The organism is Streptococcus ratti FA-1 = DSM 20564 (assembly GCF_000286075.1).
GTDB lineage: Bacteria > Bacillota > Bacilli > Lactobacillales > Streptococcaceae > Streptococcus > Streptococcus ratti.
The window spans coordinates 1470728-1495424 of the sequence record NZ_AJTZ01000005.1 but is presented as its reverse complement, the minus strand read 5'-3'; the positions used below and the strand labels follow the sequence as shown (position 1 = coordinate 1495424).

Genomic DNA, 24697 nt, shown 5'->3' with positions numbered 1-24697 from the left:
GCTTAAGAGGTTTAGATAATGAGAAGATTTCGTTTTGCAACCAGTCACCTAATCATGATAGGTATGATTATATTTGGAATTCTGGCTGTCAGTGCTCGTGTTTTTCCAGATTCTGCGCTGTTAATGTTTATTATTTTTTTAACATGTGTAGCCATCATCATATTACTTTATTATCAAAAAAGCGTCTATGAAATTTCTGAGTTAGAGCAGATTGAACTTTTGAACAGTCAGACAGAAGGTAAGCTGATTGCTCTGCTTGATCAGATGCCGGTCGGTGTTGTTCAGTTTGATCCTGAAACAGACAAAATTGAATGGTTCAACCCCTTTGCAGAATTGATTTTTACTAAGGAAGACGGCGAATTTGACAGTGAGTTTATCACCTCCGTCATCAAAAGTAAAAAAGAAGGCTCTTCCGACCAGACAATGGAGGTTGGCGATAATAAATATTCGGTTTATTTAGATGTAACTAACGGTATCTTTTATTTCTTTAATTTATCCAGAGAAAATGACAGCACAAAGCAAGGCTTGGATTTGCAGCCAGTCATCGGTGTTATTTCTATTGACAATTATGATGATACTGTCGAATCTCTGGCTGATGCAGATGTATCTCAGATTAATGGTTTTATTGCTAATTTTATTTCTGAATTTGCCCAAACTAACGGTATCTTTTATTGCCGTGTCAATATGGATCGATTTTATTTCTTTACGGATTACGGTACCTTAAATCAGCTAATTCAGGATAAATTTGATGTACTGGAACAATTTCGCAAAGAGGCCCAGGAGCGCCAGCTTCCTCTGACTCTGAGTATGGGAATATCCCACGGCAGAACCAATCATGATCAGATTGGCCAGATTGCTCTTAAAAATCTTAATATTGCTCTGGTTCGGGGTGGTGATCAAGCTGTTGTTCGTGAAAATGAGGAGAACAAAAAACTGCTTTATTTTGGCGGCGGCTCTGTTTCAACAATCAAACGTTCCCGAACAAGAACGCGTGCTATGATGACTGCTATTTCCGATAAGATAAAAACAGTTGACAGTGTTTTTGTGGTAGGTCATAAAAATCTGGATATGGATGCCTTGGGGGCTTCTGTTGGTATGCAGGTTTTTGCTAATAATATCATTGAACATGCTTATGCGGTTTATGACGAAAACAGTATCAGCCATGATGTCAAAAGAGCAATTGAGCGTTTACAGTATGATGGCAATACGCAGCTGCTGACTGTAAAGGAAGCTCTGAATCAGGTTACGGGAAACTCCCTTCTTATCATGGTTGACCATTCCAAACTGCAGTTGACACTGTCAAGAGAGCTTTACGATAAGTTTACAGAAGTTATCGTTATTGATCACCACAGAAGAGATGATGATTTTCCGGAAAATGCTACGCTGACTTTCATTGAAAGTGGTGCCAGCAGTGCCAGCGAGTTAGTAACCGAGCTTTTACAGTTCCAAGACAGTAAATACCGTTTAAGTAAAATTCAAGCCAGCATTATCATGGCAGGAATCATGCTTGACACTAAGAATTTTTCAACGCGTGTCACCAGCCGTACTTTTGATGTTGCCAGCTATCTGCGGACGCTGGGAAGTGATAATGTTGAAATTCAAAACATATCAGCTCTTGATTTTGATGAGTACCGGTCAGTTAATGAATTAATTTTACGCGGAGAACGTATTCTGCCAAATATCATTGTGACAGCCGGGGCAGAAGATGCCAGCTATTCTAATGTTATTGCCAGCAGGGCTGCTGACACTATGCTAAACATGGCGGGCATTGAGGCAACTTTTGTCATTACCAGAACACCTGAAGGCTTTGTTTCGGTATCAGCACGCAGCCGCAATAAAATCAATGTTCAGCGGATTATGGAAGAAATGGGCGGAGGCGGCCACTTCAACTTAGCGGCTTGTCAAATACAAGATATGACCGTTAAAGAAGTCCGTGAGCTTTTGTTAGAAAAAATTGAAGAAGAATTTAAAGAAAATAAGGAGTCTTAGTGATGAAAGTTATTTTTTTGGCAGATGTTAAGGGAAAGGGTAAAAAAGGCGAAGTCAAGGAAGTTCCTACAGGCTATGCTCAAAATTTTTTAATTAAGAAAAACTTGGCTAAAGAAGCTACCAAGCAGGCCCTTAATGAACTTAAAGGCAAGCAGAAATCTGAAGAAAAAGCCCAGGCAGAACTGTTGGCAGAAGCTAAGGAAATCAAGGCGGAGCTAGAAAAAGAAGCGACCCTTGTTCAGTTTACAGAAAAAGTTGGTCCAGACGGTAGGACTTTTGGTTCTATCACAGCTAAAAAGATCTCTGAAGAATTAAACAAACAGTTTGGTATCAAACTAGACAAACGCCACATTAAACTCGATCATTCTATTCGTGCGATTGGGCTTATTGAGGTGCCTGTAAAACTTCATAAAGAAGTTGATGGTATCATTAAACTTCAAGTTAAGGAAGCCTGAGTGCATGATCAGACAAAATAAGGTTAGGGTTAGGAGGTGAGAGGTTTTGCCAGAGACTCCGGAATTACGAGTTCAGCCTCAGGATTTGGTAGCAGAACAATCTGTTTTAGGTTCTATTTTTATAGCGCCGGATAAGCTCATTACTGTTCGAGAATATATTGAGCCTGAGGATTTTTATAAGTATGCGCATCGAGTCATTTTTAAGGCTATGATCAGTCTTAATGATAGAAATGATGCTATTGATGCGACAACTGTTCGTGCCATACTTGACAGTCAGGGAGACCTGCAAAATGTCGGCGGTATCTCTTACCTTGTTGAATTAGTCAACAGTGTGCCGACCAGTGCTAATGCCGAGTACTATGCTAAGATTGTGGCTGAAAAATCTATGCTGCGCCGGATTATTGATCGCTTGACAGAAACTGTCAATCAGGCCTATGAGGGAGCAACAGAGGCTGAAGATATTATTGCAGGCGCTGAAAAAGCTCTTGTTGATGTAAATGAGCGCAGTAATCGCAGCGGTTTTCGAAAGATTTCTGATGTTTTGGCTATCAATTATGAAAATCTTGAATTGCGCTCTAAACAGACTTCAGATGTTACTGGGCTGCCAACTGGTTTCCAGGAACTTGACAAGATTACAACGGGTCTGCATCCGGATCAGCTGATTATCCTGGCTGCCAGACCAGCAGTTGGTAAGACAGCTTTTGTTCTTAATATTGCTCAAAATGTCGGAACAAAGAGTAACCGTCCGGTTGCCATTTTCTCACTTGAAATGGGAGCAGAAAGCTTAGTTGATCGGATGCTTGCATCAGAAGGCATGGTAGATGCTCATAATTTGCGGACCGGTCAGTTAAGTGAGCAGGAATGGCAAAACATCACGCTGGCCCAAGGGACTCTTGCCGAGGCCCCCATTTACATTGATGATACTCCAGGGATTAAAGTTACAGAGATTCGAGCGCGTGCCCGCAAATTGGATCAGGAGCTTGAAAATGGGTTGGGCTTGATTGTTATTGATTACCTTCAGCTCATTACAGGTACACGTCCTGAAAATCGTCAACAGGAGGTTTCTGATATTTCCCGCCAATTAAAAATTCTTGCTAAAGAGCTTAAGGTCCCGGTTATTGCCCTCAGTCAGCTGTCTCGCGGTGTTGAGCAGCGCCAGGATAAAAGACCGGTTCTCTCTGATATTCGGGAGTCCGGTTCCATTGAGCAGGATGCTGATATTGTCGCTTTTTTGTATCGTGATGATTATTATGACAGAGGCGATAAGGAAGAAGGGCAGGATCAATTAGAAGACAATACTATTGAAGTTATACTGGAAAAAAACCGGGCGGGTGCCAGAGGAACTGTGAAACTAATATTCCAGAAGCAGTACAATAAATTTTCAACGATAGCCCCATTTGAAGAAAGATAGGAGAGATACAATTAAATGAGTGATGCATTTGCAGATGTCGCAAAGATGAAAAAAATTAAAGAAGATGTCAAAAATCATGAGGGTCAGTTGGTTGAACTGACACTTGAAAACGGCCGTAAACGAGAAAAAAATAAAGTTGGCCGTCTTATTGAAGTTTATCCTTCACTTTTTATTGTTGAATATAAAGATGAGGCAAACGTTCCAGGTGAAATTGACAATACCTATGTTGAATCATATACTTATTCTGATATTTTGACAGAAAAAACGCTGATTCGTTACTTTGATTAGATCATATTAAAGGTCTGATTTTTTACTTATTGCTTAGAAAAATTTTGACAGGACTATGTCCTAAGCTATATTTTGAACTTATCAGCAGTTTTTACTAATCAAGTTGGTTTACAAAGGCTTGACAAGACTGTAAAGTTTGAAAGAACAGCCTTCTAAAAATTCAGTTGGTGAATTTTATCTGCTAGCCTATTAAATACAATTGGTTTTTAGACGCTGATTTGGTTACCTTCTATAGATAAAATATTATGAAAAAAGGCTTTACAAAGCCTTTTTTCTGTGTTATACTATCGTTTGTGTGAAATAGCAGCAGAGCAAAATAAAGCTCGTCAACAGGTGTCCCTAGTGGCTGACTGAACTGAATACATTGCTGCCTAGGCTTAACATTTGTTGTTTTTGCCTCCTAGCACTTTGTTTCAGCATAAATTGGCCTACTAACTTTTATCAGTAACCTTTGCTGTTTAGGCGAAGGGCATCTGCACGAATTAGGTTTGCTCAAAACGTTATTTCCTACAAAATTTTTATTTTATAGGAGGACATGAATATGTCACGTTATACAGGTCCATCATGGAAACAATCTCGCCGTCTTGGCTTGTCACTTACAGGTACAGGTAAAGAATTAGCACGCCGCAATTATGTACCAGGTCAGCATGGGCCAAACAATCGCTCAAAACTGTCTGAGTATGGTTTGCAGTTGGCTGAAAAACAAAAATTGCGCTTCTCATACGGTCTTGGTGAAAAACAATTCCGTAACTTGTTCGTTCAGGCTACTAAAGTTAAAGGCGGAACACTCGGTTTCAACTTTATGATTCTTCTTGAACGCCGTCTTGACAATATTGTTTACCGTTTGGGTCTTGCAACTACCCGCCGCCAAGCACGTCAATTCGTAAACCATGGTCATATTCTTGTTGATGGCAAACGTGTTGATATTCCTAGCTATCGTGTTGAAGTGGGTCAAGTGATTTCGGTTCGTGAAAAATCAGCTAAGGTTCCAGCTATTTTGGAAGCCGTCGAAGCTGTTGTTGGACGTCCAGCATTTGTTTCTTTCGATGCTGATAAACTTGAAGGCTCACTGACTCGTCTTCCGGAACGTGATGAAATCAATCCGGAAATCAATGAAGCTCTTGTCGTTGAATACTACAACAAAATGCTTTAATATAGGATTGCTTATTATTAAAAGGCTGGAACTGAACGTTTCAGCCTTTTATAAGTTAATTAATGTTAGTCCAGTCAAGGCCCGTGATAAGATAATAATGGTGTTTCATTACCATAAAAAATGCAAGAGAAGTTATCCCTTGCGTTTTTTAATTTTTAAAGAGAGGTCTAAAAAGTTAATGCATCATTTTAATAATAAAATCTGTCATTTGTTCAGGGCTTTCAACTTTACCGCGGGCAATCCACATTTGGCAGACGCCAAAGAGGGCGTTGATGATGTAGATCGTTCCATATTCCCTTTCAACATCAGTCAGATTTTTATTTTGAAAATTATTTTGGATGGTAATCGAAAGACCGACTTGTAAATCCTGAGTGATTAACAGCCGAAATTTGTTCTTCAGGAATTCCTGAATTTCCTTAGTTCCATTTTCAGAAAGCAGAGCTGCAAATAGAGGTTCGCGATGGAGAAATTCAAAGACTTCCAAAATAGCTCCTTCCTGATTGGCTGAATTTTTATCAAAAATGTACTCCAATTTGCTGAAAAGCGTCTGCTGGTAAATATCAATCATTTCATATTTATCTTTATAATGCGTGTAAAAACCGCTGCGGCTGATATGGGCTGCTTTTGCCAACTCAGTTGTTGTGATGTCGTTAAAGCTTTCTTTTTCTAATAAATGAGCCATGGCTGCTTCTAAGGCTTGTTTTGCTTTTTCTTTTTTTAGAGATTTTGTCATAGCGAAACTCCTTTTGAACAAAATTATACACACTGTCTAAAATTTTATTTTTTATCTTGTAAAATACTTATTTATGAGTATAATCTATTATATCAAATATTTAGACATAATGTACAAAAAGGAGAAAAAATGCTAACGGAATTAAAAGCGGTCTTAAAAAAGCCCATGCTTTGGATTACAATGGTAGGGATAGCCCTTGTTCCTGCTTTATATAATATTATTTTTTTGAGTTCGATGTGGGATCCTTATGGCCATGTATCTGATTTGCCGGTTGCTGTTGTTAATGAAGACAAAGCAGCATCTTATAACAATAAAAAAATGACAATTGGTAAGGACATGGTTGAGACTATGGCCAAAAATAAAAATCTCGATTATCATTTTGTCAGCAGCGAGAAGGCCACCAAGGGACTGCAAGAGGGTGATTATTATATGATTATTACACTGCCGCACGATCTATCCCAAAATGCAGCCAGTATTTTGACAGATGATCCCAAGCAAATCACTATCCCCTATCAAACCTCTAAAGGGCACAGTTTTGTTGCTTCTAAAATGAGCGAAACAGCTGCTAAAACTTTAAAAGATTCTGTTTCAAAAAATATTACCAGTACCTACACAAAATCTCTTTTTAAGAGCATGTCAAGCTTAAAAACCGGTCTTGGTGAGGCAGGCACTGCCAGTCAAAAGTTGGCAAGCGGCTCTAAGCAGCTGGAGAAGGGAAGCCAAATGATTGGTACCAATCTGGCAACTTTGGCTACTTCCAGCCAAACCTTTAACCAAGGGGCTAATACTCTGTACTCAGGTCTGCAGACCTATACAGGAGGAGTCAGCCAGTTAGCTGCTGGGACAAACCAGCTTAACAGCAAATCACAAGAGCTTTTAGGAGGGGTCTCCCAATTAACTAATGGGTCAGCTAAAATTCAGCAATTGGTAACGGCAGCCAGTCAGCTCAATCAGGGATTAGCCAGTCTGTCAAGCAAGACCAGTCTGTCTGCAGAACAAAGCCAGCAAATTAATCAGCTGATTGCTTCTTTAACTAGTCTCAATACAGCTATTCAAAATTATGGCGGGGCTTCTGCACCAACAACCAGCAATGCTGATATCAGCAGCTATCTGTCAGCTATTACAGCAGCAGCACAAAATATTGTTAATTCAGCTAATACGACTCAGCAGCCAGCAGCCAGCAGTCAGCAGAATCCACTGGCTGCAGTGCAGGCAACCAGTGCTTATCAAAAGATGTCAGCAGCTGATCAATCTGAAATTGCTTCTGCCTTAGCCAATACAGGTAATTCAAGTGCAGCGGCAACAACACAGCCTAATGCTGCAGCGGTTTCTCAGGCCAATGCTATTTTGACCAGTGTTCAAAGTATTCAAAAACTGCTGCCGAATGGACAGGTGACAGCAAGTAACACTGCTAATGATAGTGCCGCTTTAACTCAATTAAAACAAATAGCAAATCTGGTCCTACCAAGCGCCTCCACTAGCTTGACAACTTTGTCAAGTGGCTTGACACAGATTAATACAGCTTTAAATACACAAATTATTCCAGCCAGCAGCTCTTTAGCTAATGGTGCCAGTCTGCTTGGTAATGGTTTGTCAGCAGGGACTGCTGCACTGACTAAAGGATTGACAGCTTATACAAATGCAGTTGGAACTCTTAACAGTGGTGCCAATACTTTGGCTGCAAACAGCAGTCAATTAACTGCAGGAGCCAGCCAGTTGGCTAACGGTGCCAATCAAATTTCAGCAGGAGCTGGTAAGTTAGCAGAAGGCAGCAATACCCTGACGAAAAACTTGACAACTTTGTCAAGTGGATCCGGCCAGCTTGCTAAAGCTTTGTCGAGCGCTAAGAACAAACTGTCCATAGTCGCAGTTGCTGATTCAAATGCTAAAACGTTAGCAAGTCCTGTGTCCATCAAGCATCGAGACGAAGATCATGTCAAGAACAACGGTGTAGGGATGGCACCTTACATGATGTCAGCAGCATTGATGGTTATGGCTCTATCAACCAACACTATTTTTAGAGAGGCTCTTTCAGGTAAAAAGGCTAAAAATCTTAAAGAATGGGTTGAGCAAAAACTTGCAGTCAATGGTTTAATTGCTATAGCGGGAGCTGTCATCCTTTACTTTGGCGTTCGTATGATAGGTCTGACTTCTAATTTCGAGCTCAGGACTTTGGGTCTGACTATTCTTACAAGTATCACTTTTATGGCGCTGGTAACGGCTTTAGTAACCTGGCATGATAAATTTGGTGCCTTTGCTTCCTTGATTTTGCTTCTACTGCAATTAGGATCCAGTGCAGGAACCTATCCCCTTGCCGTAACCGCTAAGTTTTTCCAAAGGGTCAATCCTTACTTACCAATGAGTTATTCGGTATCGGGTTTGCGAGAAACTATTTCAATGGCCGGTACAATCAGCAGTCAGGTTTTGGCTTTAGGAGTATTTTTCCTTATCTTTGCTGTTTTGGGCCTGCTGGTTGGAAAACGCAAAGTCACTTTGGAAAGAGCAGCCAGAGTATCCTAAACAAAATAGATAGCTTTCCTGATCTTTTACCGTTTTAATTGATTACACGAGAACAGAAAAAAGATTAGCAATCAATTGGTTGCTAATCTTTTTTACTATTTAAATTAAATGATAATGCTGCAGAGCATGTCTGATACCATCTTGATCATGATGGTGAGTTATGAAATCTGCTACTTCCAGAACATCTTCAACGGCATTTTCCATGGCAATAGCATAATCAACGGCTAAAAGCAAGGGGATATCATTTTTACCGTCTCCAAAGGCGTAAGTTGGAATGTGCTGCAGATTAAGGATATCTTTGATGATATTGACACCTGTTCCCTTATTAAACCCTGCCTTTGTGACATCAATAGAATAGGGACTGTTTCTGAAAAAATGAAGCTGAGGAATCGTTTCTTGATAAATGGCATCATGACTGTTATCAGAACTGCCGACAAGCAGCATGTTGACAGGATTGTCAAGATAGAAATTTTCATCAACTGGCGGAAGTTCCTCATTAAAATAAGTAAAATGTTCCTGCAGACCTTGACAGTCTCCTGATAAGTAAATGTCAAAAGGAGTATAGTAGGCAATCTCTTCTCCAAGACTGCGGGCTAAGCCAAGCAATTTGTCGGTAATGTCGCTGTCGATAGTTTGAGCAAAGACTTCCTTGCCTTCAATATAGATAGACATGCCATTCATCATAATGACAGAGGTTATTCCTGATTGTTTGAGAACTCCTTTAAGCTCTTTTATTGAACGTCCGGTAGCAATGATGGGAAGATAGCTATTTGCTGTCAGCTCTTGAAGAGCTAATTTATTATCGGGTGAAATTTGTGACTGCTTGTTTAAAAGCGTTCCGTCAAGATCAAAAAATACTAAGCCTTTATAATTCATGTTAATAGTGTAACATAAAGCCTGCACAGATAAAAGTCGGATGTCCGTTTACAGGTTGACAAGTCTGTAAAGGAGAATAAGGACAATAAGGAGGAGCTGTAAAGACAGATTGGAAGTGGTCGTTTGACGTTGGTATCTCATAAAAAGCTGTGCTGAGACCTCATCTCTGCTGCTTAGCTTTAGGTTTAGGTGCTTTATTTTGAAATAGGAAGCTCAGGTAATGAATAAGGACGAAGAAAACCAGCACAATAGCCAGTACCTCTTCTAGTTTAACCAAGACATGAAATAAGGGATGCTGGATATTTAGGTAAAGACCGGCCGAGCGCAGTGAGGTGATTGATATGACAAAAGGAAAGGTAAAGGCGGAAAATCCTGGATTAAAGTCTCGTTTTAAAAGAACGGGCAATTGAATAACAACAAAGATATAGAGGAGCTGCGAAGCAAAAAGCAATAGCCAGACGATACTGGTGTTTGGACTTTGTCCGTCTGGAAAAGTTTTTAAATAGCCTGCAAGTAGGAGTGATAAGGGAGCGCAAAACGTAGAAATATTAGGCTTGGCACTTTCAGGCAGACCAATGCGGTAGGATTTGATGGTCATAAAAGGTAAAACCAGCAGAGTCAGAATTAAGCAGATCCAAAAGATTATTTGTCCCAGAAAATACTGGCCGCTGATAGGAGCTGTCAGAGTGGCTACCGCAATACCAACATAGAGAACAGACCATGAGGGAAAGACATAATCCCAGCTGAAATGCAGGACAAATGTAATTGTAAAATAAAGGATTAACCAGGCATTTCCCAAGAAAGCCAGCCACCAGACAAGGATGCTAACAGCGCTAACCCAAGCTCCTAATCCTGAAAAAATTTGAATGTAGCCTGCAAGCAGCATACCAGACATAAAAAAGGTTGGAAAGACCGAAGCAACTAAGGGCTGCTGCAGCTGCTCTTTGGCCTGAGGAAGATTTCTCAAAATCCCAATGATTAAAAGCAGATAGATAAAGATGGCAGCTATTCCCAATAAGTAGCGCAAGGCCGGATGGTAGAGCTCCAGCAGATTTCCAAGAGCAAACAAGCCCAGACTTAGACCTGACATCACAAGGGGTGGATTTTTTACAGCTTTCATCTCCTCTAAACTTCCATTTCTTTTATAATTTTCCTTATTGTAACATAAAAAAATACTTTTAGAGAGAAAGTTATCTTAAATCAAAAAAATCGTTTATTAAACATTGAAAAAAGGGATTATTTATGGGAAAATATAGCCAAATCACTTTGCGAAGGAGAACATAAATGCGAGATGATATCAAAATCAATGAGCGCGCTGCAGCCATCAGCGATCAGCTGATTGAAAAACTTGAAAAAATATATGACCCAGAGATTGAACTGGATATTTATAACCTCGGTTTAATTTATGAAATTAATCTTGATGAAGAGGGTTTTTGTCAATTGGTTATTACCTTTACTGAGGTTAACTGCGGCTGTATAGACACGCTGCCGGCAGAAATCATTGATTCTTTGTCTGAAATTGAAGGTATTAATAAAGTTGGAGTAGAAGTCGTCTGGTCTCCGGCTTGGAAGGTTACGCGGATCAGCCGTTTTGGCAGAATAGCCCTGGGAATCAGCCCTAAATAGGAAAAATCACCGTTTCAATTAAACGGTGATTTTTAGTGTTTTAATAACGGTATTAATTTATTTTTTACCAGTTTCTTCCGGTTTCCAAAAGTCTGTCACAGCTCCTTTAGAAGCGGATGACACGATATGAGCGTATTTGCCCAGAACTCCGCGGGAATAAAGCGGCGGGATCTCAGTCTCAGCCTTACGGCGCTCAAGTTCTTCCTCTGAGACATCCATAGTGATTTCTTTGGTATCTTGATCCACAATAACCGTATCACCAGTACGGAGATAGGCAATCGGTCCGCCGGCTTGAGCTTCGGGAGCGATATGACCGACAACAAGGCCGTAAGTGCCGCCTGAGAAGCGTCCGTCAGTGAGCAAGGCAACCTTATCTCCTTGTCCTTTACCAACAATCATTGACGAGAGAGAAAGCATTTCCGGCATACCTGGTCCGCCTTTTGGTCCGACATAACGCACGACAACGACATCGCCATCAACAATTTCATCTGTCAGCACGGCTTCAATAGCAGCTTCTTCTGAATCAAAGACCTTAGCAGGGCCGACATGGCGGCGCACTTTAACACCCGAGACCTTAGCAACCGCACCTTCCGGAGCAAGATTACCGTGAAGGATAATCAGCGGGCCATCAGCGCGTTTTGGATTGTCCAGCGGCATAATGACTTTTTGCCCTGGGGTCAGATCTTCAAACTCGGCTAAGTTCTCAGCGACGGTCTTACCGGTACAAGTGAGGCGATCCCCATGAAGGAAGCCGTTTGCCAAGAGATATTTCATTACAGCCGGTACTCCGCCGACATTATAAAGGTCTTGGAAGACATACTGACCAGAAGGTTTCAAGTCAGCCAAATGAGGAACTTTTTCTTGAATAGTGTTGAAATCATCGAGTGTCAGCTCAACATTGGCCGCATGGGCAATAGCCAACAAGTGGAGAGTTGAGTTAGTCGATCCGCCCAAGGCCATAGTTACTGTAATGGCATCTTCAAAGGCTTCGCGTGTTAAGATATCTGATGGCTTAATTCCCATCTCCAGCATCTTCACTACAGCGCGGCCGGCTTCTTCAATATCAGCTTTTTTCTCAGAAGATTCGGCAGGATGTGAAGCAGAACCAGGAAGGCTCATTCCCAAAACTTCAATAGCTGTTGCCATGGTGTTGGCTGTGTACATACCGCCACAGCCGCCAGGACCAGGACAGGCGTTGCATTCAAGAGCCTTAACTTCTTCTTCGGTCATATCACCGTGGTTCCAGTGGCCGACACCTTCAAAGACAGAGACGAGATCAATATCTTTGCCGTCTAAATTACCGGGAGCAATAGTACCGCCGTAGGCAAAGATTGCTGGGATATCCATGTTGGCAATGGCAATCATCGAACCTGGCATGTTTTTATCACAGCCGCCGATAGCTACAAAGGCATCAACATTATGCCCTCCCATAGCAGCTTCGATAGAATCAGCGATGATATCACGTGAAGTCAGTGAGAAACGCATTCCTTGGGTTCCCATGGCAATACCGTCCGAAACCGTAATTGTTCCGAATTGAACAGGCCATGCTCCGGCGTCCTTAACTCCGACTTTTGCCAGTTTGCCAAAGTCATGCAGGTGGATATTGCATGGTGTGTTTTCAGCCCAAGTGGAAATAACGCCAACGATAGGTTTTTCAAAATCTTCGTCCTGCATGCCAGTTGCCCGCAGCATAGCACGGTTGGGTGATTTAACCATTGAATCGTAGACAGAACTGCGATTTCTTAAATTTTTAAGAGTTTCTTTGTCAGTCATTTGACCGCTTCCTTTCATCTCATCGTATATAGGTATCTGAAGCAGAATACTATAACTTTATAAAACATTATAACACAAATCATGCCTGTCATCATTATAATTGTTGCAAAATTCTATTATTTTCTGAAAAATTCTATTCTCTCTTCATCTCATTTGCGAGAGTGTTTCCTAAGCCAGGCCTTGCGGATTTCCTCCAAAGCAAGAATAGGAAGCGGACAGAGAATCAGATAGAGCCAGTTTACTGCTTCTAAGGGTGCCGTGTTAAAAATACGGTTGAAAAGAGGAAGGTAGCTCAAAAGGATAAAGAGCAGGATTTCAGCTAGCATTCCCAGATTGATATAAGAATTAGAAAAGAGCTTGAGATCAAAGACAGACTGTTTCGTTGTCCGGCAGTTTTGCACCATGCCGATTTGGCAGAAAATGATGGCTCCCAAGGTCATGGTCGTGGCTTCTGCATAATAGCTACTGTTAAAAGCAAAGCCTTGACCGTGAATCAAATAGGTAAAGAAGAAAGCTCCCATGGCCAAACAGGCTTCTAAGAGGCCATACCAGATAAAGGCTTTAATCAGCAGATTTTTGGTAAGCAGCGCGTCAGATTTGCGCCGAGGGGGTCTTTCCATAATATCCTTTTCAGCGCTTTCAATACCTAAGCCCAAAGCCGGCAGCATGTCACTGCCAAGGTCAATAGCAAGAATTTGCATGACGGTCAAAGGCAAAGGGATAAAGCCGCGGGAGAAAAGAAAGCTGGCTGAGGGAATTGCCTCAGAAGTATTGGAATTAAAAATATAGGTTAAAAACTTCTTAATATTTTGATAAACGGTTCGTCCCTCCTCAATAGCATTAACGATGGAAGCAAAGTTATCATCAGTTAAAATCATGTCAGCCGATGATTTAGCAACATCAGTTCCGGTAATTCCCATCGCAACACCAATATCAGCTTTTTTCAGTGCAGGGGCATCATTGACACCGTCACCGGTTACGGCAACAACATGGCCCAGTTCCTGCAAATTGGTAACGATGCGGTATTTTTGTTCGGGAGCAATGCGGGCAAAGACCACCTCATCTTTTAAAATTGCCTGAAGCTCAGAATCGGATAAGTCTCCTAATTCCTGACCTGTAATCAAACGGGGATTCTTTCCTTGGACAATACCAATTTTTCTAGCAATACTAAGAGCAGTCAGGCCATAATCGCCGGTGATCATGATAATTCTGATGTTTGCTTTATGGCATTTTTCAACAGCTTTAGCAACCTCCATACGCGCAGGATCCTGCATGACAAGGAGTCCCATGAAAATGAGATCCTGTTCAATCATCTCAGGGCTATAATCGGTAAAATCCTGCGGCAGATCAGCTGTCTTATCAAGCTGACGGCAGGCTAAAGCCAATACGCGCAGGCCGTCTTTGGCATATTGGTCATTCGCTTTGAGAATGGCAGCTTTTTCTTTATCTGTCAGAGGTCTGATCTGGTTCTGGTCATAAATTCTGCTGGACAGCTCTGTGATTTCTTTAGGTGCTCCTTTGGTAAAACTGATTAGGCGGCTTCCCGAAAGCTCTGTTTCAAGCTGGTGAATGGTTGTCATTCGTTTGCGTTCAGAGTCAAAGGACAGTTCATGAAGTCTGGGAGCCGTCTTTTCATTGTCTGTTAGATCAATTCCAGCCTTTTGAGCAAGGACGCTTAGGCAGGCCTCGGTTGGGTCGCCTAAGACCGTGTAGCGAGTCTGATCTCCGTGGGGCGGCTCAATTGAAGCATTGCCGCAAAGGGCAGCTCCTCTAATGAGCCAGTTTAAGCTGGGAATATCACTGACTTGAATAGGCTGTTGGTTTGCCTGAATAGTTCCTTGGGGAGCGTAGCCCAGCCCCGTTACGTCGTATTCTTGCTGTAGCGTCCAAATATGATTGACCGTCATTTCATTTTGTGTCAGGGTTCCGGTTTTATCAGAACAGATAACGGATGTTTCTCCCAAGGTTTCTACAGAAGCCAAGCTTTTAACCAGCGCATTTTTCTTAGCCATTTTTTGAACGGCCATAGCAAGCGATAGGGTCACTGTTGGCAGAAGCCCCTCAGGGATAAAGGCGACAATCATTCCCAGTGCGAAAACGAAAGCCTGAGCTAAGGGCTCTTTAATTATTAAAACAGAAGTGAGTAAAAAGAAGATACCTACCGATATAGCAATGAGAGAAATCTGCTTGGTCAGGTGGTTGAGTTCCTTTTGCAGGGGACTGGTAACATTTGTGACCCCTTGTGTTAGATGGGCAATCTGTCCGAATTCTGTTGCCATACCGATATTGGTGACCAGAACTTTAGCATTTCCCTTACTGACGGACGTACCGGCAAAAACGAGATTATCCAGACTGAGAAGGTCGGGATTGTTCTCAAAAATAGGCCGATTGTTTTTGGTGACAGGGTTAGATTCGCCGGTAAGGGCCGATTGATTGACCTGAAAATCATCTGTCGCAGAAATAATACGAGCATCAGCAGAAATACTGTCACCTTCTTCAATCATCATCAGATCGCCCGGCACCAGCTCTTGAGCAAGAATTTTTTCTTCTTGATTTTGCCGAGTAACACGGGCATAAGAAGGCAGCATATGTTCGAGTGCTTCTGTTGCCTTGCCGGCCTTATATTCTTGGAAAAAAGAAAAACAGCCATTAATCACATTGACCAGCCAGATAGCGATTCCAAGCTCAGGTGTTCCTGCAAAGAAGAAGGCAACTGCTCCGCCAATCCAGAGCAGAATTGCCATCAAGGACAAAAAGTTCTTAGCCAATTTGACAATTAAGGGCTCTCCCTTAATTTTTTCCAGCTGGTTAGAGCCGTACTCTGCCTGTCTTTTGGTAACTTCATCAAAAGAGAGCCCTTGGGGACTGCTCTTTGCCTGCTCAAAGACAGTCTTTACATCGCATTGGTATAAGTTAGGCTGTCTGTTAATGTTTTGCTGAATACGTTTTCTAATCACGAAAAACACTTCCCATCTAATGTAGGCCTTTTACTTTATAAGATGATTATACGCCTATTTTCTGAAGGTGGCACAAAAAAAGTTCAATTTTTCTGGAAAATAGGATCAAATCAAAAATCTCCTAGATGCTGCTGCATCTAGGAGATAGGAAATGGTTGGCAGAATTTATTAATGAGGCGTGAACACAAGGTGTTCGTTGACAAAGGCGTCAAAGCCGAGATTGCTAAGCTCACGGCCGTAACCAGAGTTTTTGATACCGCCGAATGGAACTTCCGGATGTGATGTCCAGCCAGAATTGATGAAGGACATACCCGTTTCAATTTTAGCAGCAACTTCCTTAGCATGGTCAAGGTCTTTAGAGAAGACGGTGCCGCCCAGTCCATAGCTGGAATCGTTGGCCAGTTCAATAGCTTCTTCTTCGGTGTCAACTTTGTAAATGGAAGCAACAGGGCCAAAGATTTCTTGATTGTAAATTGGATTGTCTTTAGTGATATCTGTCAGTACAGTAGGCATAACGAAATTGCCTGGATGGTCAATCGGTTCATTACCGTAAACCGCATGTGCTCCGCTGTCCACAGCCAATTTGATTTGTCCCAGAACTTCTTCTTTGGCTTCAGCTGATGACAAGGGTGCAAGTGTTGTTTCAGGATCCATTGGATCGCCCCACTTAGCTGTCTTAAAGGTTTCGACAACCATGTCTGTGAATTTCTTGTAGTTTTCTTCGCCAACAACGATGAAACGTTTAGATGATGTACATACTTGACCTGCATTGTAAAGGCGAGCAAAGAAAATAGTATCTTTTAAGAGATCAAAATCAGCATCTTCTAAAATCAGGAAGGCATCATTGCCGCCGAGTTCCAGAGCAGATTTTTTAAGGTTTGCACCTGCTTCAGCAGCGATGGATGCACCGCCGCGTTCAGAACCGGTTAGTGCAACCCCTTGAACACGAGGATCAGCAATAGCATTATTGACTTGGTCATAGCTGATGAAGAGATTCTTGAAGGATCCTTCTGGGGCACCTGCTTCATTAACCAGGTTTTCAAAAGCTTGAGCAGAGCCCGGGCAGATCGAAGCATGTTTTAAAACAGTTGGGTTGCCAATCATAAAGTTAGGAGCAAACACGCGCATGATTTGATAGAATGGGAAATTCCATGGCTCTACCATAAAGAGTACGCCGATAGCCTGCTTGATATAGTAAGCTTCTCCATGGATGGGCTCAAATGATTTAGGCTGCAGGAATTCTTCAGCTTTATCAGCAAAGTAGTCTGCAATTTCTGCACATAACTCAACTTCCCCTTGAGCTTCGACAAAGAGTTTACCCATATCCTTTGTCATCACTTCAGCGTATTTGTCACGATCCCGGCGAAGAAGGTCAGCTACTTTATGTAATTGAGCTTTACGTTCTTCCAAGCCGCCTTCAGCACGCCATTTCTTATAAAGGGCATGTGCTGTTGCTAGTGCCTTTTCCAAATCTGCATCACTGTTGTTTGCAAATTCTTGTAAAACTTCGTTCGTATAAGGGTAGGTCGTCTTATAGGCCATAGTTTTTCCTCCAATTTTTATTTCATTAAGTTCATTATAGCACTTTTGAAACCGATTTCAAGAATTGTGTATGTTTTTTTGCTGCACCTCACAAAACAAAGTCAATTTAAGCTAATGAAACTACTATGTCCTTGTTATTATTTTTAGGCCTTAAGAGCTTTTTTGCAAGCTGATTAAAATATCGCTGTCCAGTGATTTGCTGTTCAAAAATCTTAGATGGTAATATTTTGCTGAAGCTGTAAAATGTTATAATAATCTTATGTTATCAAATGAATTTAAGCAGTTAATGAAAACAGATACCATTGGAACGGCCAAGGCTTTGCTAGGAATGAAGCTGTGTTTGGCCGGCCGGCCCTTGGGCAGAATTGTGGAAACAGAAGCCTACTTGGGCAGCAAAGATAGTGCCTGCCACAGTGCTAACGGCCGGCGAACGCCTAAAAATGAAGCCATGTATCTGTCAGCAGGTCACTGGTACGTTTATCAGATTTACGGGCATCAGATGCTTAACTTGGTGACTAAAAGGCGCGATGTTGCAGAAGCCGTTCTTATCCGGGCTCTTGAGCTGCCAAATGGTGAAATTATGGCCAACGGACCTGGAAAATTAACAAAATTTGCAGGGATTGATAAGAGATTCAACGGAGATTTTTTACCAGATTCTAAACTGCAGCTGCTAAAGGACCGGGTGCCTCGCGTCATCGCCTCCAGACCCCGCATCGGCCTGACCTGCAAGGACCGCTGGCGCAAAGAGCCGCTTTGTTTTTATGTCGTAGGAAATCGTCATGTTTCCAAGATTTCTAAAAAAAGCCTCTTACCAGATGAAGAGACTTGGTTAAGTTAAAGGAGTTAGACAGACAGCCATGATTGCGATACAGTTATGTGTGGCTGTCTAACTCCCCTTTTTTGGCTATATGGTTTTAATTTACTCCACAGTCCTAGCCGCGAAGCAAATAGACCATCCATCAGACAGGCGCTTGTGGTTTTAACGGTTGGTTGACATGCCTTTGGGTTCCAAGTAGCGCTGGATAGCTCCGAGGATTAAATCGGAAACAACTGCCATAAAGGCGGTTGGCAAGGAACCTGCAAGAATGATAGCGCCCCCGTTGGTGGCATTGGTACCGCGAATGATAATATCTCCCAGACCGCTGCCGCCGACAAAGGCACCGATAGCCGTAATCCCAATTGCCAGTACTAAGGCATTGCGAATACCGGCCATAATGACGGCTAAAGACAAGGGCAGCTCGACCATCAGCAATTGCTGTTTGCCGGTCATCCCCATGCCCTTAGCAGCGTCAACTAAGTCAGCATTCACATTTCGGATGCCGGCATAAGTATTGCCGATAATAGGCAGCAAGGAGTATAAGAAGACGGTAGCGATAACAGTTTTTGTGCCCAGCCCCAAAGCCAGCATGATAATGGAAATCATGGCTAAAGAAGGAATGGTTTGTATAACATTGGCGATCCCCATGATAAATCCTTTTAGATGTCCCTTCTTAGCAATTAGTATGCCTACTGGAATTCCTATAAGGGCGGCAAGCAGCACACCGTATATGGAAATAAGGAAGTGCCGCAGAAATTGTGTCAGAATATAGCTGCTGTTGTGCTGAAAATAATAAATCAGCTGCTCTGTGATACTCATATGACTCATGATTAATCCCCTCCTTCGCGGAAGTAATGATGTTTTTTCAAAAATTTATGGGCGACTACAGACGGCTCCAGTAATTGGTCATCTACCTGATAGTTGAGTTCTTGCATTGTCTCAAGGTCAATCTTGCCGTCTAAGCGGTGCAGCAGCGGCTTTAACTCAGGATACTGCCTTAAGATACGATTGTTGGCAACCATGGACGCATCATAAGGCGGGAAGAAGTGCTTATTGTCTTTAAGAATCGTAAGGTCATAACTTTGAATGCGGCCGTCTGTGGAATATCCCAGAACCACCTGCATCTTATCGTTCTCAACAGCGTCATAGACGAGGCCTATCTGCATAGGGTAAATATTCTTAAAGGAAAAACCGTAGGTGCGGCTGAATTCCTTATAGCCATCGCCTTCGCGCTTCATCCAGGTGCTGTCAACACCTGCCTTGGCCGTTGTTGCTATCTTCTTTAAATCCGACACAGTTGTAAGGTTGTTGGCCTTGGCAAATTTGCTAGTCACCATAAAGGCGTAGGTATCAGCAAAACCATAGCTTGGAAACCATGTCTGATCAAAGCGCTTGGTGAATTCTTTTTTGATAATTTTACTGGCCTTAACATTATCCTTTTCAGCCGGCAGGTTCAGTGTTCCTGTCAGGTCTGTTCCCGTATAGCGGGTTGCTGCAATATCCGCATCTTTTCGCATCAGAGCCTGATGAACCACATTGGTAGAACCGAGGTTGGAAATCAAGGTTGTTTTATAGCCCAGCTCATGATTGATCAATTCGCTGATCATATTGGCCATAATACTGGATTCTGTCGTACTCTGTGCGGCAATTTTTATATTAGCATCATTCTTATTTTTCGAACTATTGTCTTTGCTGCAGCCGGTTAAGACGATTATTGGAATTATTGTAAGGATGGCTAAAAAATAGTTTAATTTTTTCATGTCATACATTCCTCTTTTGTCGCGGTGTCAAATAACTTTCAAGGCGTTCCAGCAGATAATCAACAATTAAAGAAAGGAGAATAACAGGAATGGTTCCCCCAATGATTAAAGAAGGCTGAAAGAGGCTTAAACCGCTGAAAATAAGGTCTCCAAGGCCTCCTGCACCGATATAAGATGCCAAGGTAGCCCAGGCAATGACATAAATAGCAGACAGCCTGATTCCCGTCATGATAACAGGGACGGCCAAGGGCAGCTCAACTTGAAAAATGGATTGAGTAGGGGTCATTCCCATACCCTTCGCACTGTCCTTTAAAATAGGGTCAACATTATTCATTCCGATATAGGTGTTTCTCATGATCGGCAGCAAAGAATAAATGAAAAGCGCAATGATTGCCGGCGTCCTTCCGACACCAAACAAAGGAATCATCATTGCTAAAAGAGCTAGACTGGGGATGGTTTGCAGGATACTGGCCAGACCAATGAAAAGTTTAGCTAGTTTAGGAAAGCGCGTCAGCACAACTCCGATAGGAACAGCTACAATAATTCCCATCAGAAGAGCCATTGCTGAAATATAAATCTGCTCCCAGGTCTTAACGATTAATTCACTGCCGTACTGTGCTAAAAAATCACTCATAGCGTGTCCTCCGTATCTTGGCTGCCCCAGATAATATCATAGAGCATATCCACCAATGATGCCCGTGTTACAATTCCCTTGAGGTGATGCTCTTTGTCAACCACCGGAACATATTTCAAGCCGCGCTTCAAAATACGGTGGGCGGTGTCACGCAGGAGCTGGTCTTCTTCCAAGTAGAAATTAACCTTGTTTAGGATATCGCCGACAGAAAGATCTTTCTTGTAGTTATTGTTGAGGGTTTCAATATCAACAAGGCCAAGCAGTTTATTGTCTTTATCTGTAACTAAAAGCGAGTCAACGCGTCTTTGTCTCATTAAAGAAATGGCTTCATGCAGAGACTGTTCCGGCATAATAGAAACCGGATCTTTCAGCATGATTGTCTTGACAGGTGTTACATCAGCGCGTGCCTGAATCAGGCGGTCTTCCCCAATCATCTTTTGGACAAAAGGCGTTGCCGGATGGCGCAGCAAGTCAGTAGGGCTGTCCTGCTGAACAGTATGACCATCGTCCATGACAACAATCTTGGTTGCAAGCTTTAAGGCTTCATCAATATCATGGGTAACTAAAACAATAGTTTTTCCGGTCTTTTCCTGCAGCGATTTGACAAGATCCTGAAGCCCTTCTCTGGTTATGGGGTCCAAGGCTCCGAAGGGCTCATCCATTAAGATAATCTCCTGATCAGCAGCCAGTGCTCTGATAACACCAATCCGCTGCTGCTGGCCGCCAGATAGCTCATAAGGGTAACGATCTAAGAAATCTTCGGGCAGCTCAACCAAATTTATCAGTTCTTTAGCCTTAGCTCTTTTCTTTTCTTCCGGCCATTTCAAGAGCCTTGGAACCAGAGTAATATTTTCATAAATAGTCATGTGAGGCATGAGGCCGATATTTTGAATGACATAGCCAATTTTGCGTCTCAACTGGACAGGATTGAACTGTGAAATGTTCTGACCCTTAATCAAGATTTCACCGCTGCTTGGTTTTAACATCCGGTTAATCATACGTAAGATGGTTGTTTTTCCGGAACCGCTGGTACCAATCAGGCAGACAAATTCTCCAGGCATAATTTTTAGATTAATATGCTCAACAGCAACATTGTCTCCATAAATTTTATTGACCTCTTTAAACTCAATAACAGGTTCTTTTACCATACTGGCCTCCTTTAGCTCTTTCCGATTATCAGTTAGTAATAGGCGGAGAAAAAATTCTATTTATTAGTAGTGTATCAAATTTATGTAAAAAAATGAAATATTCTTATAAATCAAATCATTTTCGGAAAATATTTTCATTTTATTTAAATGGTTTTTCCAAAAAAATCAAGAGCCAGCCCGGCAGGAATTCGTGAGGGACAAATGAGTCAGAAGCAGTCGGTCAGCTGTTTTTATCAAGCATTCCAGTTCCAGATGGCTTGCCAGTATTTATTCCTTTAATTTTTGGCTGTTTTCAAGTGGCTACTGAACTTATGCCATAAGTTTTTTATTTGCGGCCCTGCCCAATAGCTTTCTTTTGCGTTATAATAGGGATAGTCCTTAGTGTTAACTGGAGGTCAAACAGCAGATGCTGAAATAAAAACAGTCAGTTAAGATTTTGTTATTGTATTGAGATTGGAGGGAGAGCTGTGCCGCAAACATCTTTATTTGATCAAGATATGGATATGGCAGCCCCCCTAGCCAGCCGTGTGAGACCGACCAATCTGGATGATTTTGTTGGTCAAAAGCATTTGGTGGGGGAAGGAAAGTTTTTGCGGGAAATGATTGATAAGGATCAGGTGTCATCTATGATTTTTTGGGGACCGCCCGGAGTGGGAAAGACGACGCTTGCTGAAATTATTGCCAAAAAGACCAAATCAAAGTTTATTACATTCAGCGCGGTGTTAAATGGGATCAAAGAAATCCGTAAAATTATGAACGAAGCGGAGGAAAACCGTCAGCTGGGGGAGCGTACCATTGTTTTTATTGATGAAATTCATCGTTTTAACAAGGCTCAGCAGGATGCTTTTTTGCCTTATGTCGAAAAGGGCAGTATCATTCTGATTGGGGCGACAACTGAAAACCCTTCTTTTGAGGTTAATTCAGCCCTGTTGTCACGCACTCGTGTTTTTGTCCTCAAACAGTTGAGTGAAGGTGATATTACAGATTTGCTCAAACGTGTTCTCAAATCCTCGCGGGCCTTTCCGGATTTAGAGCTTACTGTCAGCGATGATTTGCTGAAACAAATTGCCATTTATTCTAACGGGGACGCAAGAACGGCTCTCAATACGCTGGAAATGCTGGTGATTAACAGCGATATAAAAGATAAACAAGTGACTATTTCAGGCGATCTTTTAGAAGAGCTGCTGGATAAGAAAACGGCTTACTATGATAAGGCTGGCGAAGAGCATTATAATATTATCTCTGCCCTTCATAAGTCTATGCGCAACAGCGATGTGGACTCGGCCATTTACTGGCTGGGACGGATGATTGACGGCGGTGAAGATCCTCTTTATATTGCCAGGCGCTTGATTCGTTTTGCCAGCGAAGATATCGGCCTAGCGGACAACAGTGCTCTTAATCTGGCAGTCAATGTCTTTCAGGCTTGCCGCTATATCGGTCTGCCCGAGTGTGATGTGCATTTAACCCAGTGTGTGATTTATTTATCCTTAGCACCCAAATCCAATGCTGTTTATAAGGCAAGAACGGCTGTGCAAAAAGATATCAAGCAGACCATTGACGAACCTGTACCTCTGCACCTGCGCAATGCGACTACCAAACTCATGAAAAAAGTCGGCTACGGCAAAGGCTACCAGCTGGCGCATTTTTATAAAGATAAGCTGACAGCAATGCCGACACGCCCTGAAAGTGTAGCCAATCATACTTACTACAAACCAACCGAAGAAGGCAATGAAGCCAGAATAAAACAAAGGCTCAATTATATTAAAGGGTGGAAAGAAAAACATCATATGGATAAAGACTAAAACGCCATTGTTAACCGCAATGGAAATCTGTTCCGCTTTCTTTTCTGCTCTTTAAAGCGATAAGGCGTTTAACTTTGATCCTTGGCTTGACAGGCAGAAAAAAAGATTGTAAAATATGAATGAATAGAAGTTGAAATTCATTCATATTGCTGAGAAGGATGGTATTGATGCTGACAAACAAAAAACAAGCCTTAAAGACAGCTGCCTGTGAGATCTTTTCGAAAAAAGGCTACAAGGCGACAGGCATTTCTGAAATTACTAAAAAAGCCGGAGTGGCAGCTGGGACTTTCTATAATTACTATGACAGCAAGGAAGCTATTTTTCTGGATGTTTATATTGATGAGAATAACCGCGTGCGCCAAGCTATGATGGATGAGATTGATTGGGAAGGAGACGCGGTTGAACTCATTGGTCAGATTTTTGGGCAGTCGCGCAGCCTTATTTCATCCAATAAGATTCTGACAGAATGGTATAATCCCGCCATCTCTGATGAGCTGCACAGCTATTATGCTTCAGAAAAAGGCAAGTCTGATAATCCCTTTCATCAGTTTTTAGTGGAAACCTTTACTAATCGCATGCTGGCAGAAGGCTATTCTCAAGAGAAAATCCAAGAGGTGCTGCAGGTTTATCAGCTTTTCTACTATATGGACACCCATATCACTGAAAAGGATTTTTCTAATGTCAGTCAGACCATTGAAATTTTAGCTACTTATTTTGTCAAAGGACTTTTTAAATAAAGAATAGAAATTCTTTATTTTTTAAAAGCGACTGAATGAATAAGTGTTTTTGTTCATTCAATCGAAAAGTCCTAAGCAAACAGGTTTTAGAGGTTACTCAAATTTAAAATAAAAGGAGAAAAATTATGACTAAAAATGGAGGCAAAGAAATGAATGGATTAGGTATTTTTGGAGCAGCCTTGGCTGTGATTGGGCTTTTGGTGGTGATTTGGGGAGCGACTCTACAGCCAATCAATTTTTCAAGCCCTGACTTTATGTCTTTTGTGACAGGCGGTTTGCTGCTTGCCGCTATTGGACTTTGCATGATTGCGGACTTGCCTGCAATTTGCAAAGTTTTAGGGATTTGGCTGGCGGCAGCAGCTACCATGCTTTATATTTACAGCCTGCCGGATACGGACTTAATCATTAAGGTAATTGGTTTTGTTCCTGTCTTTGCTTTGGCGGCTTGGCTATCGCTTAAATTTTGGCAATAATAA

General features: G+C 42.0%; 21 protein-coding genes. 11 read left to right on the top strand and 10 right to left on the bottom strand.

Annotation, left to right across the window (positions count from 1 at the left end):
• Positions 1–18: 18 nt before the first annotated feature.
• From SRA_RS09000 to rpsD, 5 genes are all read left to right on the top strand, one after another.
• Positions 19–1989, top strand: a complete 1971-nt coding sequence (locus tag SRA_RS09000; protein WP_003090054.1) for a DHH family phosphoesterase — start codon at positions 19–21, stop codon at positions 1987–1989.
• A 2-nt stretch (positions 1990–1991) separates the two neighbouring features.
• A complete protein-coding gene (gene rplI, locus SRA_RS08995) occupies positions 1992–2444 on the top strand; it encodes a 50S ribosomal protein L9 (RefSeq protein ID WP_003090051.1) in 453 nt (150 codons plus the stop codon).
• Between the two features lie 46 nt (positions 2445–2490).
• Positions 2491–3855 (top strand): replicative DNA helicase, encoded by a 1365-nt coding sequence (gene dnaB / locus SRA_RS08990; RefSeq protein WP_003090048.1) that lies wholly within the window; start codon positions 2491–2493, stop codon positions 3853–3855.
• Between the two features lie 15 nt (positions 3856–3870).
• The gene (locus tag SRA_RS08985; RefSeq protein WP_003090045.1) at positions 3871–4143 is read left to right on the top strand and encodes a Veg family protein; all 273 of its coding nucleotides are present in this window, start codon (positions 3871–3873) and stop codon (positions 4141–4143) included.
• Positions 4144–4684: 541 nt separating this feature from the next.
• Positions 4685–5296, top strand: coding sequence for a 30S ribosomal protein S4 (gene rpsD, locus SRA_RS08980; protein ID WP_003090044.1), 612 nt, complete (start codon positions 4685–4687; stop codon positions 5294–5296).
• Positions 5297–5471: 175 nt separating this feature from the next.
• Here the strand turns inward: rpsD and SRA_RS08975 are convergent, their stop codons facing one another.
• Positions 5472–6029 (bottom strand): TetR/AcrR family transcriptional regulator, encoded by a 558-nt coding sequence (locus SRA_RS08975; RefSeq protein ID WP_003090042.1) that lies wholly within the window; start codon positions 6027–6029, stop codon positions 5472–5474.
• A gap of 129 nt (positions 6030–6158) precedes the next feature.
• Here SRA_RS08975 and SRA_RS08970 point away from each other — a divergent pair, with 129 nt between their 5' ends.
• Positions 6159–8549 carry a YhgE/Pip domain-containing protein gene (locus SRA_RS08970; RefSeq protein WP_003090040.1) on the top strand — a complete coding sequence of 797 codons (2391 nt, stop codon included), beginning with the start codon at positions 6159–6161 and terminating at the stop codon, positions 8547–8549.
• A 99-nt stretch (positions 8550–8648) separates the two neighbouring features.
• Here the strand turns inward: SRA_RS08970 and SRA_RS08965 are convergent, their stop codons facing one another.
• Both SRA_RS08965 and SRA_RS08960 read right to left on the bottom strand, forming a co-directional pair.
• Positions 8649–9425, bottom strand: coding sequence for a Cof-type HAD-IIB family hydrolase (locus SRA_RS08965; RefSeq protein ID WP_003090038.1), 777 nt, complete (start codon positions 9423–9425; stop codon positions 8649–8651).
• Positions 9426–9585: 160 nt separating this feature from the next.
• The gene (locus tag SRA_RS08960; RefSeq protein ID WP_003090034.1) at positions 9586–10545 is read right to left on the bottom strand and encodes a TDT family transporter; all 960 of its coding nucleotides are present in this window, start codon (positions 10543–10545) and stop codon (positions 9586–9588) included.
• Positions 10546–10709: 164 nt separating this feature from the next.
• Between SRA_RS08960 and SRA_RS08955 the strand changes: the two genes are divergently transcribed.
• Positions 10710–11051, top strand: coding sequence for a metal-sulfur cluster assembly factor (locus SRA_RS08955; protein WP_003090033.1), 342 nt, complete (start codon positions 10710–10712; stop codon positions 11049–11051).
• Between the two features lie 57 nt (positions 11052–11108).
• On the opposite strand, the gene ilvD is transcribed toward SRA_RS08955, so the two are convergent.
• From ilvD to SRA_RS08940, 3 genes are all read right to left on the bottom strand, one after another.
• Entirely contained in the window at positions 11109–12824 is a 1716-nt protein-coding gene (gene ilvD, locus SRA_RS08950) for a dihydroxy-acid dehydratase (RefSeq protein ID WP_003090031.1), read from the bottom strand.
• 149 nt (positions 12825–12973) lie between these two features.
• On the bottom strand, positions 12974–15754 hold the full coding sequence (locus SRA_RS08945) for a cation-translocating P-type ATPase (RefSeq protein WP_050990615.1): 2781 nt from the start codon (positions 15752–15754) through the stop codon (positions 12974–12976).
• A gap of 195 nt (positions 15755–15949) precedes the next feature.
• Positions 15950–17323, bottom strand: a complete 1374-nt coding sequence (locus SRA_RS08940; RefSeq protein ID WP_003090027.1) for an NAD-dependent succinate-semialdehyde dehydrogenase — start codon at positions 17321–17323, stop codon at positions 15950–15952.
• Between the two features lie 259 nt (positions 17324–17582).
• Between SRA_RS08940 and SRA_RS08935 the strand changes: the two genes are divergently transcribed.
• A complete protein-coding gene (locus tag SRA_RS08935; protein ID WP_037611274.1) occupies positions 17583–18161 on the top strand; it encodes a DNA-3-methyladenine glycosylase in 579 nt (192 codons plus the stop codon).
• Positions 18162–18302: 141 nt separating this feature from the next.
• Here the strand turns inward: SRA_RS08935 and SRA_RS08930 are convergent, their stop codons facing one another.
• The 4 genes from SRA_RS08930 to SRA_RS08915 are packed head-to-tail and all read right to left on the bottom strand — an operon-like array spanning position 18303 to position 21682.
• Positions 18303–18968, bottom strand: a complete 666-nt coding sequence (locus SRA_RS08930; protein ID WP_003090023.1) for an ABC transporter permease — start codon at positions 18966–18968, stop codon at positions 18303–18305.
• 2 nt (positions 18969–18970) lie between these two features.
• Positions 18971–19900 carry an osmoprotectant ABC transporter substrate-binding protein gene (locus SRA_RS08925; protein ID WP_003090020.1) on the bottom strand — a complete coding sequence of 310 codons (930 nt, stop codon included), beginning with the start codon at positions 19898–19900 and terminating at the stop codon, positions 18971–18973.
• A gap of 1 nt (position 19901) precedes the next feature.
• The gene (locus tag SRA_RS08920; protein WP_003090019.1) at positions 19902–20534 is read right to left on the bottom strand and encodes an ABC transporter permease; all 633 of its coding nucleotides are present in this window, start codon (positions 20532–20534) and stop codon (positions 19902–19904) included.
• On the bottom strand, positions 20531–21682 hold the full coding sequence (locus SRA_RS08915; RefSeq protein ID WP_003090017.1) for a betaine/proline/choline family ABC transporter ATP-binding protein: 1152 nt from the start codon (positions 21680–21682) through the stop codon (positions 20531–20533). The genes SRA_RS08920 and SRA_RS08915 overlap by 4 nt, the downstream gene beginning before the upstream one ends.
• A gap of 467 nt (positions 21683–22149) precedes the next feature.
• Between SRA_RS08915 and SRA_RS08910 the strand changes: the two genes are divergently transcribed.
• The 3 genes from SRA_RS08910 (at position 22150) to SRA_RS08900 (ending at position 24694) form a co-directional block, all read left to right on the top strand.
• Entirely contained in the window at positions 22150–23484 is a 1335-nt protein-coding gene (locus SRA_RS08910) for a replication-associated recombination protein A (protein WP_003090015.1), read from the top strand.
• A gap of 167 nt (positions 23485–23651) precedes the next feature.
• Positions 23652–24221: a TetR/AcrR family transcriptional regulator gene (locus SRA_RS08905; protein WP_003090013.1), complete on the top strand. Its 570-nt coding sequence runs from the start codon at positions 23652–23654 to the stop codon at positions 24219–24221.
• Positions 24222–24370: 149 nt separating this feature from the next.
• The gene (locus SRA_RS08900; protein ID WP_174267043.1) at positions 24371–24694 is read left to right on the top strand and encodes a hypothetical protein; all 324 of its coding nucleotides are present in this window, start codon (positions 24371–24373) and stop codon (positions 24692–24694) included.
• Positions 24695–24697: the final 3 nt, after the last annotated feature.